Here is a 15593-nt window from a genome sequence, read left to right on the forward strand (position 1 = left end):
AACCGCTGCGCGGGCATAGCCTCGGTCCGATATGCTTAGAGGCGCGATGTGATGAGTGAGATGCCTGGCCCGCGTGCGTTCGAGAACGCCGTTCCCCTGGGCTATGGGGCGGCGGCGCTACGCGGCGGATCGGGTCCCCTGACTCCCATCGGGTGCGTCACGTCCGTCGGCGGCAGCGGCAGCCGCGTTCTGCTCGATCGAGCGAGCCTCGATCTCGTCAGCGCGGATGGCGATCCGGTCATTGCGGCCGCCGGACAGGTCGGCGGTCAGATCAAGATGCGCGTTGCGGGCGCCTGGCTGATCGCAAGTGTCCGCAGCCTGTCGCTGCAGCAGGGCGTCGGCCAGGACTGGGTCGCGGCGGACATCGACTTCTTAGGGGAGGGCGACGAGGAGCGCCTGACCGGCAAGCTCTACAATTTCCGGCGCGGCGTCACGCGCTACCCGGTGCCGGGATGCGAGGTATTCCCGATCAGCACCGCCGATCTGCGCCAGATCTATTCGGCGGCCGATCAACCGCATGTCGAGGTCGGCCACGTCCATCCCACCCGCGACGTGCGCGCGGCGCTGTATATCGATGCCATGCTCGGCAAGCATTTCGCGCTCGTCGGATCGACTGGTACCGGCAAGTCGACCGCGGCCGCGCTGATCCTTCACCGCATCTGCCAGATGGCGCCGCAGGGCCATGTGGTGATGATCGACCCGCATGGCGAATATGCCGCGGCCTTTCGCCACTCCGGCGCGATCTTCGATGTCGGCAACCTCGCCATGCCGTACTGGCTGATGAATTTCGAAGAGCATTGCGAGGTCTTCGTCACCAGTGCCGGCGCCGAGCGGCAGATCGATGCCGATATCCTCGCCAAATGCCTGCTGGCCGCTCGCGCCAAGAACCGGCTCGGGCAGGAGATCGCCAAGCTGACCGTGGACGCGCCGATCCCCTATCTTCTTTCCGACCTGACGCAGTTGATCCAGGCCGAGATGGGCAAGCTGGACCGCGCCGGCGATACCGCGCCCTATCTGCGCCTCAAGACCAAGATCGACGAGGTCAAGGCCGACCCGCGCTATTCGTTCATGTTCTCGGGCATGCTGGTCGCCGACACGATGGCGGATTTCCTGGCGCGGATCTTCCGGATGCCGGGGGACGGCCGGCCGATCTCCATCGTCGACGTATCGGGCGTACCGTCGGAAATCACCGCCGTCGTCGTCGCGGTGCTCAGCCGCATGACGTTCGACTATGCGATCTGGTCGCGCAACGAGCCGCAACGGCCGATCCTGCTCGTTTGCGAGGAAGCGCACCGCTATATTCCCGCCGGGCGCAACGAAAAGGGTACCGCCGTCGGTCGCATCCTCGGGCGCATCGCCAAGGAAGGCCGTAAATATGGCGTCAGCCTCGGGCTGATCACGCAGCGGCCCTCCGATCTTGAGGAGGGCGTGCTGTCGCAATGCGGCACGATCATCGCCATGCGGCTCAACAACGAGCGCGACCAGGCCTTCGTTCGCGCGGCGATGCCCGAGGGCGCACGCGGGTTCCTCGACGCCATTCCGGCGCTGCGCAACCGCGAGTGCATCGTCTGCGGCGAGGGCGTGTCGATACCGATCCGCGTCAGTTTCGATGCTCTGGAAGAAAGCAAGCGTCCGGCATCGGGCGATCCGCTCTTCTCGCAGCTGTGGCGCGATGCGGGCGGCGAGGATTCGATCCTGGAGCGCACGATCCGGCGTTGGCGTGCGCAGGGGCGCTAGGGCCTGATCCACCGATTCTGATCCACGTGCCTGGGGGCGGTGCCGACCCTCACCGTTTCGACGGAAGCGATGTCGGAACGCTGCAGATCGGTGGCATCGCAATGTGGGCGGCGTCTTCCTTACGCCGCCGACCTGATCGCCGATCAGCCGGCGTGGTCGACCCGGACCGAAAGTAGCCCCGCGACCCAGTTGCGGAACCGACGGCGCTCGGGACCCGATAGCGTCTGGGTCGTGGCGAAGGAGATCGATCGCGGATTGATCGTCTGTCCGTTCCGCCACACTTCCCAATGGAGGTGCGGGCCGGTCGACAAGCCCGTCGAGCCGACATAGCCGATCACCTGCCCCTGGCGGACATGCTGGCCGCGCGCCACCGCGATGCGGCTCATATGGCCATAGCCGCTGGCGAGGCCTGCGGGGTGGGCGAGCTTGACGAAATTGCCATAGCCGCCGGAGCGGCCGGCGGATTGCACGGTGCCGTCCAGCACCGCGTAGATCGGGGCGCCATAGGGCGCACCGATGTCCAGCCCCTTGTGCATGCGCATGAAGCCGAGCAGCGGGTGCATGCGCAGGCCGAAGGATGAGGTGATGCGTCCGGCGACGGGCATGCCCATCGTACCGTGGCGTTCCGCCTGGCCGTTGGCGTCGAACCAGGTGGGGTGATCCCCATCGGCGCCATCGTCGTCGCCATTGCCCTGCTGCCAGCGAACGAGCTGTACCGCGCGGCGGCTCTGGTCGATGCCGGCGAACAGCAGCTTGCCGAGCCGCACTTCGCCGGTCGCCGCGCGTTCGCGCTCGACGATCAGGTCGAACGTGTCGGCGGCATGAACGTCGCGGCCGATCGACAGACGGGTTGCGAGCGCCTTGATATACGTTTCCACGATACGCGCAGGCACACCGGCGGCGCGCGCCGAACGGTACAGACTGGACCCGACGAGTCCCTGAATCCGCAGCGGCGTGGCGTCGATCGCGATCGGCTGGCGCGTCAGCGCCAGGCCGTCACCAGCGCGATTGAGGGTGACGTTGAGGTCGAACCGCGCGCGCATCGCGAGCTTGTCGAGCGGGCGCGCGACCGTCCTGTTCGGACGCCGGCCGAGCGTGAGCGCGATGCGCGTGCCGGGCGCGATCGAGTCGATATCCGTGGTCTGGCCGATAAGCTCGGCGGCGGCGCGCGCATCCGTTCGACCGACGCCCGCCCTGACGAGGACGCGGTCCAGCGCGTCGCCCTCTCCCAGCGTCGCGCTGAGCTCGACCTGCGGCCGCTCCGGCGCCTCCGCGAGCGGCGCGACGAGGTCGCTCGCCGCCATGCGCCGACCGGTGTCGGCGCCCCAGGCGAGCGGCGCGATGCCCTGGGCGCGCGTTTCCTCCCACGCCGTGCCGGCGAGCGGCGCGGGCACGGCGCCGACCAACGGACGGTCGAGCCCGGGCGACAGCACCCACGCCGCAGCGATCAGGCCGCCGAGCGTGCCCAGTCCGCGCCACCATTGGCGGCTGCCGATCTGCGACCCGAGGTCGGGGACCCAATCGACGTCGTGCGTCGCATCGAGCACGGCGGCATGAAGGCGGGCGAGCAGCGAGGCCGGTGCCGGGCCACGCGGCGCGGATGCCGCGAGGCCTGGCGGCGTGCGCGATGCACCGCCACCGGCAAGTTCCAGACCCTGATCGTTGCGCAGGAACACGCGTGCGACGCCCCAAAAAGCCCTTCGATCGCCGCGCTATCCCCCCGGCGTGGGATGAAGCGTTGTGGGGATGACGTGCTAAAGTCAAATTAACCGGCCGATCCCCGGCGCTTCGCTGCGATGGATTGTGGTCGACCTGCGGCGGCTCGAAACCCCGCGGAAGCGAGCGTCCGGCCTGGCGACACGCGCCTGGCCGCCGGCACCGCCGCCGCTCGCCGGCGCGGACGCGTCGATCGTCCCGATCATCCGGACCGGCGGTGACGGGTAGCTTTGCGTTATTGCGTTCGTCCGCGCGAATGCCGATGTTGCGGACATGTCAGGTGGCGTCACCGCGGTCCTGGGACCGACCAATACCGGCAAGACCCACCTGGCGGTCGAGCGGATGTGCGGCCATTCGAGCGGCATCATGGGGTTTCCGCTGCGCCTGCTGGCGCGGGAGGTCTACGATCGCGTCGTCGCGCAGAAGGGCGCGGACAAGGTCGCGCTGGTGACGGGCGAGGAAAAGATCGTTCCCCCCAATGCGCGCTGGTTTCTCTGCACCGCGGAAAGCATGCCCGAGCACGACGCGGCCTTCGTTGCGCTGGACGAGGCGCAGCTGGGCACCGATCCGGAACGCGGCCACGTCTTCACCGACCGCCTGCTGCGCCGACGCGGGCGCGAGGAGACGATGATCCTCGGGTCGGAAGCGCTGCGGCCGATGGTGCGCGCGCTCGTGCCCGATGCGGAGATCATCGGCCGCCCGCGCTTCTCCAGGCTCACCTACGCCGGGGCCAAGAAGATCAGCCGCCTGCCCAAACGCTCCGCGATCGTCGCGTTCAGCGCGGAGGAGGTCTATGCCGTCGCCGAGATGCTGCGCCGGCTGCGCGGCGGGGCGGCGGTGGTGATGGGCGCGCTGTCGCCGCGCACGCGCAACGCGCAAGTGGCGATGTTCCAGGCGGGCGAGGTGGATTACCTCGTCGCCACGGACGCGATCGGCATGGGCCTCAACATGGATGTCGCGCATGTCGCCTTCGCTGGCCTGTCCAAGTTCGACGGGCGGCGGCAGCGGCGGCTCACAGTGGCGGAAATGGCGCAGATCGCGGGCCGCGCCGGGCGCCACCAGCGTGACGGCACCTTCGGTGCGATCACCGAGGAGGGCCCCGGTGCCTTCCTGCCCGAAGAGGTGCTGGCGATCGAGGAGCATCGCTTCAAGCCGATCGAGCATATGTACTGGCGCAGCGGCACGCCCGACTTCTCGAGCGTCGATGCGCTGATCGCCAGCCTGGAACGGCGGCCGGAGCCAGGCGTCCTGATCGCGGCCCCGCAGGCGATGGACCTGGCGGTGCTGAAGCGATTGGCGGACGAGGCCTGGGTCCGTGACCGCGCGCGCGGCGGCGCGATGGTCAAGCGTCTGTGGGCCGCCTGCGGATTGCCCGATTTCCGCAAGCTCGGCCTCGATCCCCATGCCCGCTTCGTCGCGCGGCTGTTCGGCTATCTGTCCGAGGGGCGCATGGTCGTGCCGCATCAGTGGTTCGCCGACGAGATCGCGCGGTTCGACACGATCGCGGGGGATGTCGAGACGATCGCGGGACGGATCGCGGCGATCCGCACCTATGCCTATATCGCCCATCGCGCCGACTGGCTGGCGGAACCGCAGCTGTGGGCGGAGCGGACGCGGAGCATCGAGGAGCGCCTGTCCGACGGCCTGCACGCGAGCCTGACCCAACGGTTCGTCGACAAGCGTACGACGGCGCTCATCCGCCAGATCGGTGCCGACGCGGGCGTCCTGCCGGTGACGATCGGCCCGGAGGGCGAGGTGCTGGTCGAGGATCATGCGATCGGCCGGCTGGACGGTTTCCGCTTCACCGTCGATCCCGCCGCGCGCGCGGGCGACCGCCGGCTGCTGCTCGCCGCGGCCGAGAAAAGGCTGGTCGGCGAGCGCGGGCGGCGGGCCGAGGCGCTGGTCGCGGCGGAGGATGCCGCCTTCTCCCTGACGGATGACGCGGTGTCGTGGCAGGGTCATGTCGTCGCGCGGCTGGTTGCCGGCCCGTCGCTGGCGCGGCCGCAACTGAAGCTCGACCGTGATCTCGACTGCCTCGACAAGGCGCCGCGTATGGCGGTGCAGGCGCGGCTGCAGACATGGCTTTCGGCGATGCTGGCGAAGCGCGTGCCCGCGCTGGTCGCACTGGCGGACATCGCGCGCGACGCGGGCGCGACGCCTCACCTGCGCGTCGTCGCCGGCGAACTGGAGGCGGTCGGCGGCCTCTCGCCCCGCCTCGCGCTGCATGAGCCGCTCGCCGCGCTGTCATCGGAGGAGCGCAAGCGTTTGCGCAAGGCGGGCGTGACGATCGGCGCGCTCGACCTGTTCGACCCGCGCCTGCTCAAGCCCGCGGCGGCGGGATGGCGGCGGACGCTGCTGGGCCTGCGCGGTGCCGCGCCGGCGCTGGCGCGGGAGGGGGCAACGGTGCTGGCGCGCGGCGCGGCGGGCGCCGTGCCGGCGGCGGGGTTCCGGCCCCTCGGTGCGCAGGCGGTGCGCATCGATCTGGTCGAGCGGATCGCGCGGGCCGCCCATGACGCACGCGAGGGTCGCAAGCCTTTCGCACCCGATCCGGCGCTGGCGACCTCGATGGGGCTCGAATCCGCGACGGTCGCGCGGTTGATGGCGGAACTCGGGTTTCAACCGGCGCGCGGTGCGGAGCCGGGCTGGGTCTGGCGGGGTCGGCGTGCGCCGCGTGCGGCGGCGCGGCCGACGCCGGTGCCGACCGGCGCATTCGCGGCGCTGGCGGGATGGCGGCACCATGGTTGACGGCGGGCCAGGCGGCGGCACGATGCGGCTCGACCGCTTCCTGTGGTTCGTCCGGCTCGCCAAGACGCGGGAGCGGGCGCAGGCGATGGCGAGCGACGGCCATCTGCGGATCGACGGGCGTGCGATCGACCGTGCGCATGCGCCAGTGCGTGTCGGCAATATCCTGACCTTCGCGCTGCATGGCGAGGTGCGCGTGCTGCGCGTGGAGGCCCTGCCCGCGCGTCGCGGGCCGGCGCCGGAAGCGCGCTCCTGCTACCAGGATCTCGTCGCTGGCGATGCTGCGAACCTCTCGCAAGCCGCCGCGATCGATTGACGCGGGGCGGAACGCGGCATAGCAGCCGGCCGTTCGTGAACAAGACGCCCGCCATTCGGGCGCGCGAGGGAGTCCCCATGACCTACGTCGTCACCGATGCCTGCATCCGCTGCAAGTATATGGACTGTGTCGAGGTATGTCCGGTCGACTGCTTCTACGAGGGCGAGAACATGCTCGTCATCAACCCGTCGGAATGCATCGATTGCGGCGTTTGCGAACCGGAATGCCCGGCCGAGGCGATCCTGCCCGATACAGAGAGCGGTCTGGAACAGTGGCTGGAACTCAACAGCACTTTCTCCGCGCAATGGCCGAACGTCACGCGCAAGCTCGACCAGACCCCGCCCGATGCGGATGCGATGAAGGGTGTCGAAGGCAAGTACGACAAGTTCTTCTCGCCGGAGCCCGGCAAGGGCGACTGAGCTTGGCCGCGGCGGCACGGAACAGCCAATTTTTTTGACCCGATCCAGCGATCGGACAGGCGATCTGCCTCATCTGCACTGGTAATTTTGTTGCGAGCGTGTTAAATGGTCCGTGACGGGCGCGACCTAGCGCGCCGCCCGCCGGAGACGTTCGTACCAACCATCCTCGCGCCGTTTGGCTCCACGGATCTTTCCTTCGGGGCCGGGCGGCTTTCCTTTGCGGGTGATGGGACTTTGTAGAAAGGCCCGTTCATGGCTGCCAAGGCATTGTCCTTCGATGTCGGTGATTACGTTGTTTATCCGAAGCATGGCGTCGGCCGTGTGATCGAGCTGCAGAAGCAGGAGATCGCCGGGACCAGCCTGGAGCTCTATGTCCTCCGCTTCGAGAAGGAGCGCATGACGCTGCGCGTTCCGACCAACAAGGCCGAGTCGGTCGGCATGCGCAAATTGTCGTCGGACAAGACCATGCGCGAGGCGATGGAGACGCTGAAGGGCAAGCCCAAGGTCAAGCGGACCATGTGGTCGCGCCGGGCGCAGGAATATGAGGCGAAGATCAACTCGGGCGACCTGGCGTCGATCGCCGAAGTCGTGCGCGATCTGTTCCGGGCCGACGACCAGCCCGAGCAGAGCTATTCCGAGCGGCAGATCTTCGAGGCCGCGTGCAGCCGCCTGGCGCGCGAGCTCGCCGCCATGGAGCAGATCGACGAACCGAAGGCGCAGGAGAAGATCCTCGAGATCCTGCGCGCCGCGGCCGCGATCTACAACAAGGAGAAGGTGCCGGCCTGATCCGGCATCCCTTCTGCCAAGCAGAAAAAGGGCGGTCCCGGTGGGGCCGCCTTTTTTCGTTTACGCACGTAATTGTCGGCTGTATTAGGGCAATACAACAGTTGGAGAGACCGACCATGACGCGTGCCGTGACCTTGCTTCTGTCGATCGCGTTGCCCTTTGCGGCGCCACTCGCCGGCACCGACGCTGCGGAGCGCGATCGTGGCCCCGGACTTGCCGGCCAGCGCCAGGGCGCCGGTTTCGTCTATCCCGGCGCGCGCGGGTTCGACGGCGTCTCGCTGGGCGGGGCCGCCCGCGTCGAGGTCCGCCATGGTCCGGCCTGGTCTGTCCTGGTCGAGGGGCCGGCGGCCGCGCTCGCCAATTTCCGCGTCGCGGTCGAGGGGCACACGCTGCAACTGGGGCGCCGGTACGACGGGCGCGACGACGGTGCGCTGCAGAAGCAGATCGTGGTGCGCGTGACGCTCCCCAGACTGTCCAGTGCGGCAGTCGGCGGATCGGGACAGATGCGGCTCGATCGCGCCGAAGGCGACTCGGTGTCGCTGAGCGTCGGCGGATCCGGCGGCCTGCGCGTCGACCGGCTGGAGGCGCGCAACGCGGACCTCAACGTCGGCGGATCGGGATCGATCGCCACCGCCGGCCAGGTCGGGGCGCTGACGGCGAACGTCGGCGGATCGGGCGGCGTGGACGCGCCCGGGCTGCGCGCCGCGCGCGCGAGCGTGTCGGTCGGCGGTTCGGGCAATGTGCATGTCACCGTCGTCGGATCCGCGGACGTCTCTCTGGCGGGCAGCGGCAGCGTCGACCTTGGTTCGCAGGCCCGCTGCTCGATCAGCAAAGTGGGCAGCGGCACGGTGCGCTGCGGCCGCTGAGTACGCTTGCGCACAATCCCTGCGTGTATTATAAAACCAATACACGCAGGGAGGAACGGTGATGCGGACGGTGGCGATCCTGATGGTGGCGGGCGTTCTTGGCGCCTGTTCGGCGCGTGAGACGGGTGACGAGGTCGCCGCCTCGGGCGGCGGCACGTCGCGTACCTATGCCGCGCGCGACTTTACCGGACTCCTGCTGAAGGGCGGCGACGATGTCGACGTGCGCGTCGGCACGGGCTTTTCCGTGCGTGCGGAGGGGCCGGGCGGCGAACTCGATACGCTGCGCATCGCGCGCGACGGCGACACGCTGGTGATCGGCCGGCGCCAGCGCACGCTGATCGGGTGGAGCAGCCGCAAGGATGCGGTGAAGGTCTATGTGACGATGCCGCGCCTCGCCGCCGCGACGCTGGCGGGATCGGGAACGATGGCGGTCGACCGTATCGAGGGCGGCAGCTTCGAGGGCACGCTGGCGGGATCGGGCGATCTCAACATCGCCGCGCTCGCGACCGATGCCGCGACGCTGTCGATCGCGGGATCGGGCGACGTCCATGCGGGCGGCGGGATCAAGCAGTTGCGCGTATCGATCGCCGGATCGGGCAGCCTCGACGCGGCGGGGCTGAAGGCGCAGTCCGCGGAGGTGTCGATCGCCGGTTCGGGCGACGTGCGTGCATCGGTCGCCGGCGATGCCAAGGTGAACATGATCGGTTCGGGCGACGTCACGCTCGGCGCGTCGGCGCGTTGCAGGGTGTCGAAGCTGGGATCGGGCACGGTGCAATGCGGGAGCATGGCGACCGAACGCTGAAGGCCGGTCGCGGCACGGCTTGTCGGCGGTCGCGCATGATGCGACCGTGGCCGGCATGACCGCCCACACCCTCCTGCCGCTTGTCGTCCTCCTGTCGCTGTCGACCCCCGCGGTTGCGGAGGAGCGGCGCATCGGCCTCGGCAGCTTCGAGCGCGTGCGGGTCGAAGGTCCCTATCGCGTCACGATCGCGACGGGGGCCTCGCCGGGTGCGACGGTGCGCGGTGCGGGCGGCCTCGACGGCGTCGAACTGCGCGCGGACGGCGGCACGCTGGTGCTGCGGCGCGCCGGGGGCACGGACTGGGCGGAGCGGCGCGCCGATGCGGGCGGGCCGGTGACGGTCGCGCTGACGACGCCCGCGCTCGCATCGGTCTCGGCGAGCGGTGGGGCGGAGGTCAGCGTGACGCGCATGGCGGCCGCGCGCGTCGACGTGGCGCTCGGCGGCGGCGGGCGGATCGCGGTCGATACGGTGACGGCGGACCAGTTGGGTGTCCAGCTGATCGGCGACGGGCAGATCCGCATCGGGGCTGGCAAGGTGGCGGCGGCGCGGCTGACCGCGAGCGGGACGGGCACCATCGATGCGGGCGGTGTCGATGCGGGGGACGCCAAGGTCTACCTCGCCGGATCGGGCGCGATCACCGCGCGGGCGCGCTATACGGCGACCGTGTCCAACGCGGGACTCGGCACGGTCAGCGTCGCGGGCCAGCCCAAATGCCGCCTGATCGGACAGCCGGCGGGAACCGTGACATGCGGCGCGGGGACCCGCTAGCGCGCGGGACGGACGTGGGTCGTCACGGCACGAGCACGGTGTCGACCGCCTCGGGCAGGGTTTCCGGCCAGTCGCGCGTATAGTGCAGGCCGCGGCTTTCGTGGCGGTGCAGCGCCGAGCGGACGATGAGCTCGGCGGTCTGGAGCAGGTTGCGCAGTTCGATGAGGTCGGGCGTCACGCGGAAATGGCCGTAGTAATCGGCGACCTCCTCCGTCAGCATCGCGATGCGGTGCTGCGCGCGTTCCAGCCGCTTGGTGGTGCGCACGATGCCGACGTAATTCCACATGAACCGCCGGATCTCCGTCCAGTTCTGCTTGATCACCACCTCCTCGTCCGAATCGGTGACGCGGCTTTCGTCCCAGGGGCGGATCTTCGGCACCGGGGGTAGCGCGTCCCAATGCGCGGCGATGTGATTGGCGCACGCCTCGCCGAACACGAAACATTCGAGCAGCGAGTTCGAGGCGAGGCGATTGGCGCCGTGCAGCCCGCTTTCGGTGCATTCGCCGGCCGCGTAGAGGCCCGGCAGGTCGGTCCGCCCGTCGCGGTCGATGACGATGCCGCCGCAGGTATAATGCTGCGCCGGGACGACGGGGATCGGCTGCGTCGTCATGTCGATGCCGAGGCCGATCAGCTTTTCGTGGATATTGGGGAAATGGCCGCGCACGAAGTCGGCGGGCATGTGGCTGATATCGAGGTGAACATAGTCCAGGCCGTATCGCTTGATCTCCGCGTCGATCGCGCGGGCGACGACGTCGCGCGGCGCCAGCTCCATCCTGACCGCGTCATAATAGGCCATGAAGCGCTTGCCCGTGGTCGGGTTGATCAGCCGGCCGCCCTCGCCGCGTACGGCCTCGGTGATCAGGAAGTTCTTGACCTCGAGATTGTACAGGCAGGTCGGGTGGAACTGCATCATCTCCATGTTGGAGACGCGGCAGCCCGCCCGCCATGCCATCGCGATCCCATCCCCCGTCGCCCCGCGCGGCGCGGTGGAGAAGAGATAGGTGCGGCCCGCGCCGCCGGTGGCGAGGATCGTCGCCTTGGCGGTATAGAGGTTCACGTCGCCCGTGCGCCGGTCGACCGCATAGACGCCCCAGACATTGCCCGCGCCCGAATAGCGTTCCTCGTGCCGGCTGGTGGCGAGGTCGATCGCGACCTGGTCCGGGACCAGCGTGATGTTGGGATGCGACTCCGCCGCCCGCTGCAGCGCCTCCTGCACGGCCCAGCCGGTGGCGTCGGCGACATGCACGATGCGGCGGTGCGAATGGCCGCCCTCGCGCGTCAGGTGCAAGGCGTTGCCTTCCGTGGCGAAAGGCACGCCGAGCCCGATCAGCCGCTCGATCGCGGCGGGCGCGTGCTCGACGACGAACTCGACGACGTCGCGGTCGTTGAGTCCGGCGCCCGCGACCATCGTGTCCTCGACATGATGGTCGAACGTATCGCCCGGTTCGAGAACCGCGGCGATCCCGCCCTGCGCCCAGGCGGTGGACCCGTCGTTAAGCGCGCCCTTCGCCAGCACGGTGACGCGGAAGCGCGGGGCGAGGGTGAGCGCCGCGGTCAACCCGGCGGCGCCGGAGCCGATGATGAGGATGTCGGACTGGGTCATCGAGGGAACGCTATACACGCCTCTCCGGCCTGCGGGAGAGGGTGGGATCGGGCCTGTCCGCAGGCGCGGCGGTGATGGCGGCAGCGGTGCCGGACTTTGGGATGGTCGCTTCCGGCGGGGATCACGTCACCGGCTCCCCTCCCGCATGCGGGAGGGGGTGGGGGTGGGCCCGTCGGCAAGCGCCGCGATGATGACGGAGATTACGCCTTCCGCATTACCGAGCACTACCGCGTTGGTGAAGCGCAGGACCCGATATCCCTGGCCGATCATGTAGAGGTCGCGCTGCAGGTCGTCCTGGCCGGATAGGTGCGATTCGCCGTCCAGTTCGACGACCAGCTTCCATCGCCGGCACAGGAAGTCACAAAAAATACGGCCCCAGCGGCATCTGGCGGCTGAACTTGGCGCCGAGCTTGCCGGCGCCGATATGCTGCCAGAGCATGCGTTCGGCTGGCGTTGCCTGGTTGCGGAGTTCCCTTGCACGGGCGGTATTGCGGGGCGTCCATTCGGGCATCACTCAGGCCCACCCCCAACCCCTCCCGCAGGCGGGAGGGGAGAAGAAGAGGACGCCCCTCCCGCAGGCGGGAGGGAAGAAGAATGTGCCTCTCCTGCAAGCGAGAGCGGGCGCGGGAACGAAGTAGCAGCCCCTCCAGCTTGCGGGCGGAGCGTTGGTCGTGGTCGTGGTGCCCCTCGCTCACCCATGCGATCGCGTCAGGCTGAGGAACACGTCCTCAAGATCCGCCTCGCGCGTCGTGACGTCGACGATGCCCAGGCCTTCCCGCGTCACCGCCGCCAGGACCTCGCCGGCGTTGACCTTGTCCTTGCTGTAGGTGATTTCCAGCGTCCGCGCGCCCTTCAGCACGATCTTCTCGAAACACGGTGCCGCCGGCGCCTGGGTCAGGTCGCGGTCGACGGTGACCGCGACCAGCTTTTCCTGCGCCTTGCCGACAAGCTCGCGCGTCGGTTCGTTCGCGACCAGACGTCCCTGGTTGATGATCGCGATCCGGTCGCACAGCTCCTCGGCTTCCTCGAGGTAGTGCGTGGTCAGCACGACCGTGACACCCGCTTGGTTGAGCTGGCGGACATAAGCCCAGAGCTGCTGGCGCAACTCGATGTCGACGCCCGCCGTCGGCTCGTCGAGCACCAGCACCGGCGGCGAATGGACCATCGCCTTGGCGACCATCAGCCGCCGCTTCATGCCGCCCGACAGGGTGCGGGCATAGGCGTTCGCCTTGTCCTCCAGATGCACCGCGCGCAGCAGGTCCATGCTGTGCCGCGCCGCCTTGGGCACGCCGTACAGGCCCGCCTGAATCTCAAGCGTCTCGACCGGCGTGAAGAACGGGTCGAACAGGATCTCCTGATTGACGATCCCGATCGACGCCTTGGCGTTGCGGGGGTGTTCGTCGATGTCGAAGCCCCAGATGCTCGCCGACCCGCTCGTCTTGTTGACCAGACCGGCGAGGATGTTGATCAGCGTCGACTTGCCGGCGCCGTTGGGGCCGAGCAGGCCGAAGATCTGGCCGCGCGGCACGTCGAACGTCACCCCGTCGAGCGCCTGCTTGGGCGGGCCACCCTTCACCCCCGCATAGGTCTTGCACATGTCGCGGATCGAGATGGCGGCTTCGAGAGGCTCGGTCATGCCGCTTCGGTTAGGCGTTTCGGAAGGGGCGGCCAAGTCCCCGCGGCCAGAGGAACGGCAGCGATCCGAGCACGAAGCCGAGAAACAGCGTCTGTAGCTGCAGCGCGGCGCCGACATCCCAGCCATAGGAGCAGACCGCATGGCTATTCGCCGTCACGTCCACGAGCATGATCGCGGCGGCCAGCGTCAGGCCGGTACGCCGGCAGCCGCAGGACAGCAAAATGATGACGGCGAGGTCGAGCGGCAGCAACGCCGACCAGAAGAGTTCGAGCGGCAACGGCACGAACGCATAGGGCCGTGAACCGCGCGCCAGGAAATCGCGCGCATGGTTGAAGGCGCCGCGCCGAAGCAGATTACGTAGAGACCGAGAGTCGTGCTGACCCATGTCGGATGGCGCATGGCTTGCGCATAACCCGGGCGGACGCCGCTAGCCAGTTGTCGCTGCCCGTCTTGATTGCTAATCGTCAGGCATGATCGCTCCGCCCGAAGTCGTCCGTGTCTCCCAACGCCGCGTCGCCTGCGACGGCGCCACCGACATTCCCGGCGGGGCCGCACTCGGCCATCCGCGCGTCTTCCTGCAGATCGACGAGCATGGCTATATCGACTGCGGCTATTGCGACCGTCGCTTCGTGCTGATCGGTGGCCCCGCCGACGGCGTCGACCCGGCGACGCTTCCCGATATCTCGGAAGGCGCCAGCCCCAGCGTGCGATAAGCGTCCGGGCGAAGAGGGCCGCGCCCGCTAGCCTAAAGGGTATGCATCCCTATATTGGAGGCATGACCGCCTCCGCCGATCCCCGCTCGTTCCTGTACCGCGACAAGCTGACGCCGGAGGCCGCCCAGCGTCTGACCGCCGAGGCGCTCGGCCGTGCCGACGACGGCGAGCTCTACCTGCAATATCGCCGGTCGGAGGCGTTCGGCTTCGACGACGGCCGGCTCAAGACGGCGAGCTATGACACGGGGGCCGGCTTCGGCCTGCGCGCCGTGTCGGGGGAAATGACCGCATTCGCTCATGCCAACGAGCTGAGCGAGGCGGCGATCCGGCGCGCCGGCGAGACGATGGCGCTGATCGATCCCTCGACGGCGGCGCGGGCGCCTGCGCCGCAGGGGACCAACCACCGGCTCTATACCGACGCCGATCCGCTCGATCTGGTGCCGTTCGCCGACAAGGTGAACCTGTGCCAGACGATCGATGCGGCGGCGCGCGCGCGCGACCCGCGCGTCGCGCAGGTCTCCGTCGGCCTGTCGGGCAGCTGGAGCGTGGTCGAGATCGTCCGCCCCGACGGATTCGTCGCGACCGACGTGCGCCCGCTGGTGCGGCTCAACGTGTCGATCGTCGCGGAGGCGAACGGCCGGCGCGAGACGGGCAGCTTCGGGATCGGCGGCCGATATCTCTATGATCGGCTGGTCGATCCGGCCACCTGGAACCGCGCGATCGACGAGGCGCTGGCGCAGGCGCTGGTCAATCTCGAATCGGTCGCGGCGCCCGCGGGCGAGATGACCGTGCTGCTCGGGCCGGGCTGGCCCGGCGTCCTGCTGCACGAGGCGATCGGCCACGGGCTGGAGGGCGACTTCAACCGCAAGGGCACCAGCGCCTTCTCGGGCAGGATCGGCGATCGCGTCGCCGCGCCGGGCATCACCATCGTCGACGACGGCTCGATCCCCGATCGGCGCGGATCGCTGTCGATCGACGACGAGGGAACGCCGACGCGCGAAACGGTGCTGATCGAGGACGGTATCCTCAAAGGCTATATGCAGGACCGGCTGAACGCCCGGCTGATGGGCGTCGCTGCGACGGGCAACGGTCGGCGCGAAAGCTTCGCGCATGCGCTGATGCCGCGGATGACCAATACCTTCATGAAGGCGGGCCACGACGATCCGGCGGAGCTGCTCGGCCGCGTGAAGTCGGGTATCTTCGCCAAGAGCTTCGGCGGCGGACAGGTCGACATCGTGTCCGGCAAGTTCGTCTTTTCGTGCACCGAGGCCTATCGAATCGAGGACGGCCGGCTCGGCGCGCCGATCAAGGGCGCGACGCTGATCGGCGACGGGCCGACCGTACTGACCAAGGTGACGGGCATCGGCAACGATTTCGCGCTCGACGAGGGCATCGGGGTGTGCGGCAAGGGCGGGCAGAGCGTGCCAGCCGGTGTCGGACAGCCGACGCTGCTGGTCGAGGGGCTGACGGTGGGCGGGACGGCGGCGTGAG

16 protein-coding genes are annotated in these 15593 nt (G+C 69.1%); 10 read left to right on the forward strand and 6 right to left on the reverse strand.

The window, feature by feature from the left end; translation table 11 throughout:
• Positions 1–51 precede the first annotated feature (51 nt).
• Positions 52–1737, forward strand: a complete 1686-nt coding sequence (locus tag RF701_RS11670) for a helicase HerA domain-containing protein (protein WP_308815042.1) — start codon at positions 52–54, stop codon at positions 1735–1737.
• A gap of 143 nt (positions 1738–1880) precedes the next feature.
• On the opposite strand, the gene RF701_RS11675 is transcribed toward RF701_RS11670, so the two are convergent.
• Positions 1881–3413 carry a peptidoglycan DD-metalloendopeptidase family protein gene (locus tag RF701_RS11675; RefSeq protein ID WP_308815043.1) on the reverse strand — a complete coding sequence of 511 codons (1533 nt, stop codon included), beginning with the start codon at positions 3411–3413 and terminating at the stop codon, positions 1881–1883.
• 313 nt (positions 3414–3726) lie between these two features.
• On the opposite strand from RF701_RS11675, the gene RF701_RS11680 reads away from it, so the two are divergent.
• The 7 genes from RF701_RS11680 (at position 3727) to RF701_RS11710 (ending at position 10150) form a co-directional block, all read left to right on the forward strand.
• Positions 3727–6198: a helicase-related protein gene (locus tag RF701_RS11680; protein ID WP_308815044.1), complete on the forward strand. Its 2472-nt coding sequence runs from the start codon at positions 3727–3729 to the stop codon at positions 6196–6198.
• Positions 6191–6511, forward strand: a complete 321-nt coding sequence (locus tag RF701_RS11685; RefSeq protein WP_238940790.1) for an RNA-binding S4 domain-containing protein — start codon at positions 6191–6193, stop codon at positions 6509–6511. The genes RF701_RS11680 and RF701_RS11685 overlap by 8 nt, the downstream gene beginning before the upstream one ends.
• A gap of 77 nt (positions 6512–6588) precedes the next feature.
• Positions 6589–6930, forward strand: a complete 342-nt coding sequence (fdxA, locus tag RF701_RS11690) for a ferredoxin FdxA (protein WP_203309042.1) — start codon at positions 6589–6591, stop codon at positions 6928–6930.
• Between the two features lie 252 nt (positions 6931–7182).
• Positions 7183–7716: a CarD family transcriptional regulator gene (locus RF701_RS11695; protein WP_115378114.1), complete on the forward strand. Its 534-nt coding sequence runs from the start codon at positions 7183–7185 to the stop codon at positions 7714–7716.
• 116 nt (positions 7717–7832) lie between these two features.
• The gene (locus RF701_RS11700; RefSeq protein ID WP_210357438.1) at positions 7833–8582 is read left to right on the forward strand and encodes a head GIN domain-containing protein; all 750 of its coding nucleotides are present in this window, start codon (positions 7833–7835) and stop codon (positions 8580–8582) included.
• A gap of 61 nt (positions 8583–8643) precedes the next feature.
• A complete protein-coding gene (locus RF701_RS11705; RefSeq protein WP_308815661.1) occupies positions 8644–9384 on the forward strand; it encodes a head GIN domain-containing protein in 741 nt (246 codons plus the stop codon).
• Positions 9385–9439: 55 nt separating this feature from the next.
• A complete protein-coding gene (locus RF701_RS11710; RefSeq protein ID WP_308815045.1) occupies positions 9440–10150 on the forward strand; it encodes a GIN domain-containing protein in 711 nt (236 codons plus the stop codon).
• Positions 10151–10172: 22 nt separating this feature from the next.
• Here RF701_RS11710 and nadB read toward each other — a convergent pair whose 3' ends face one another.
• From nadB to RF701_RS11735, 5 genes are all read right to left on the reverse strand, one after another.
• On the reverse strand, positions 10173–11753 hold the full coding sequence (nadB, locus tag RF701_RS11715) for an L-aspartate oxidase (protein ID WP_203309039.1): 1581 nt from the start codon (positions 11751–11753) through the stop codon (positions 10173–10175).
• A gap of 126 nt (positions 11754–11879) precedes the next feature.
• Positions 11880–12179 (reverse strand): DUF559 domain-containing protein, encoded by a 300-nt coding sequence (locus tag RF701_RS11720; RefSeq protein WP_308815662.1) that lies wholly within the window; start codon positions 12177–12179, stop codon positions 11880–11882.
• Positions 12112–12264, reverse strand: coding sequence for a DUF559 domain-containing protein (locus tag RF701_RS11725; RefSeq protein ID WP_308815046.1), 153 nt, complete (start codon positions 12262–12264; stop codon positions 12112–12114). The genes RF701_RS11720 and RF701_RS11725 overlap by 68 nt, the downstream gene beginning before the upstream one ends.
• A 180-nt stretch (positions 12265–12444) precedes the next feature.
• Complete coding sequence (locus RF701_RS11730) at positions 12445–13389, reverse strand: ABC transporter ATP-binding protein (protein WP_203309037.1); 945 nt, start codon at positions 13387–13389, stop codon at positions 12445–12447.
• 10 nt (positions 13390–13399) lie between these two features.
• Positions 13400–13774 (reverse strand): hypothetical protein, encoded by a 375-nt coding sequence (locus RF701_RS11735; RefSeq protein WP_308815047.1) that lies wholly within the window; start codon positions 13772–13774, stop codon positions 13400–13402.
• A gap of 85 nt (positions 13775–13859) precedes the next feature.
• Here RF701_RS11735 and RF701_RS11740 point away from each other — a divergent pair, with 85 nt between their 5' ends.
• Together RF701_RS11740 and tldD are read left to right on the forward strand one after the other, a co-directional pair.
• Positions 13860–14102, forward strand: a complete 243-nt coding sequence (locus tag RF701_RS11740) for a zinc-finger domain-containing protein (protein ID WP_210357434.1) — start codon at positions 13860–13862, stop codon at positions 14100–14102.
• A gap of 62 nt (positions 14103–14164) precedes the next feature.
• Entirely contained in the window at positions 14165–15592 is a 1428-nt protein-coding gene (tldD, locus tag RF701_RS11745; protein ID WP_308815048.1) for a metalloprotease TldD, read from the forward strand.
• Position 15593 lies beyond the last annotated feature (1 nt).

The organism is Sphingomonas sp. GV3, assembly GCF_031082075.1.
In the GTDB taxonomy this organism is placed as follows: Bacteria; Pseudomonadota; Alphaproteobacteria; order Sphingomonadales; family Sphingomonadaceae; genus Sphingomonas; species Sphingomonas beigongshangi.

Bases quoted from the DNA above. Each gene is read 5' to 3' on its own strand.
- RF701_RS11735 (WP_308815047.1), bottom strand. From the start codon at position 13,774: ATGGGTCAGCACGACTCTCGGTCTCTACGTAATCTGCTTCGGCGCGGC.
- RF701_RS11680 (WP_308815044.1), top strand. From the start codon at position 3,727: ATGTCAGGTGGCGTCACCGCGGTCCTGGGACCGACCAATACCGGCAAG.
- RF701_RS11685 (WP_238940790.1), top strand. From the start codon at position 6,191: ATGGTTGACGGCGGGCCAGGCGGCGGCACGATGCGGCTCGACCGCTTC.
- RF701_RS11740 (WP_210357434.1), top strand. From the start codon at position 13,860: ATGATCGCTCCGCCCGAAGTCGTCCGTGTCTCCCAACGCCGCGTCGCC.
- fdxA (WP_203309042.1), top strand. From the start codon at position 6,589: ATGACCTACGTCGTCACCGATGCCTGCATCCGCTGCAAGTATATGGAC.
- RF701_RS11705 (WP_308815661.1), top strand. From the start codon at position 8,644: ATGCGGACGGTGGCGATCCTGATGGTGGCGGGCGTTCTTGGCGCCTGT.
- RF701_RS11700 (WP_210357438.1), top strand. From the start codon at position 7,833: ATGACGCGTGCCGTGACCTTGCTTCTGTCGATCGCGTTGCCCTTTGCG.
- RF701_RS11710 (WP_308815045.1), top strand. From the start codon at position 9,440: ATGACCGCCCACACCCTCCTGCCGCTTGTCGTCCTCCTGTCGCTGTCG.
- tldD (WP_308815048.1), top strand. From the start codon at position 14,165: ATGACCGCCTCCGCCGATCCCCGCTCGTTCCTGTACCGCGACAAGCTG.
- RF701_RS11730 (WP_203309037.1), bottom strand. From the start codon at position 13,389: ATGACCGAGCCTCTCGAAGCCGCCATCTCGATCCGCGACATGTGCAAG.
- RF701_RS11725 (WP_308815046.1), bottom strand. From the start codon at position 12,264: ATGCCCGAATGGACGCCCCGCAATACCGCCCGTGCAAGGGAACTCCGC.
- RF701_RS11670 (WP_308815042.1), top strand. From the start codon at position 52: ATGAGTGAGATGCCTGGCCCGCGTGCGTTCGAGAACGCCGTTCCCCTG.
- nadB (WP_203309039.1), bottom strand. From the start codon at position 11,753: ATGACCCAGTCCGACATCCTCATCATCGGCTCCGGCGCCGCCGGGTTG.
- RF701_RS11695 (WP_115378114.1), top strand. From the start codon at position 7,183: ATGGCTGCCAAGGCATTGTCCTTCGATGTCGGTGATTACGTTGTTTAT.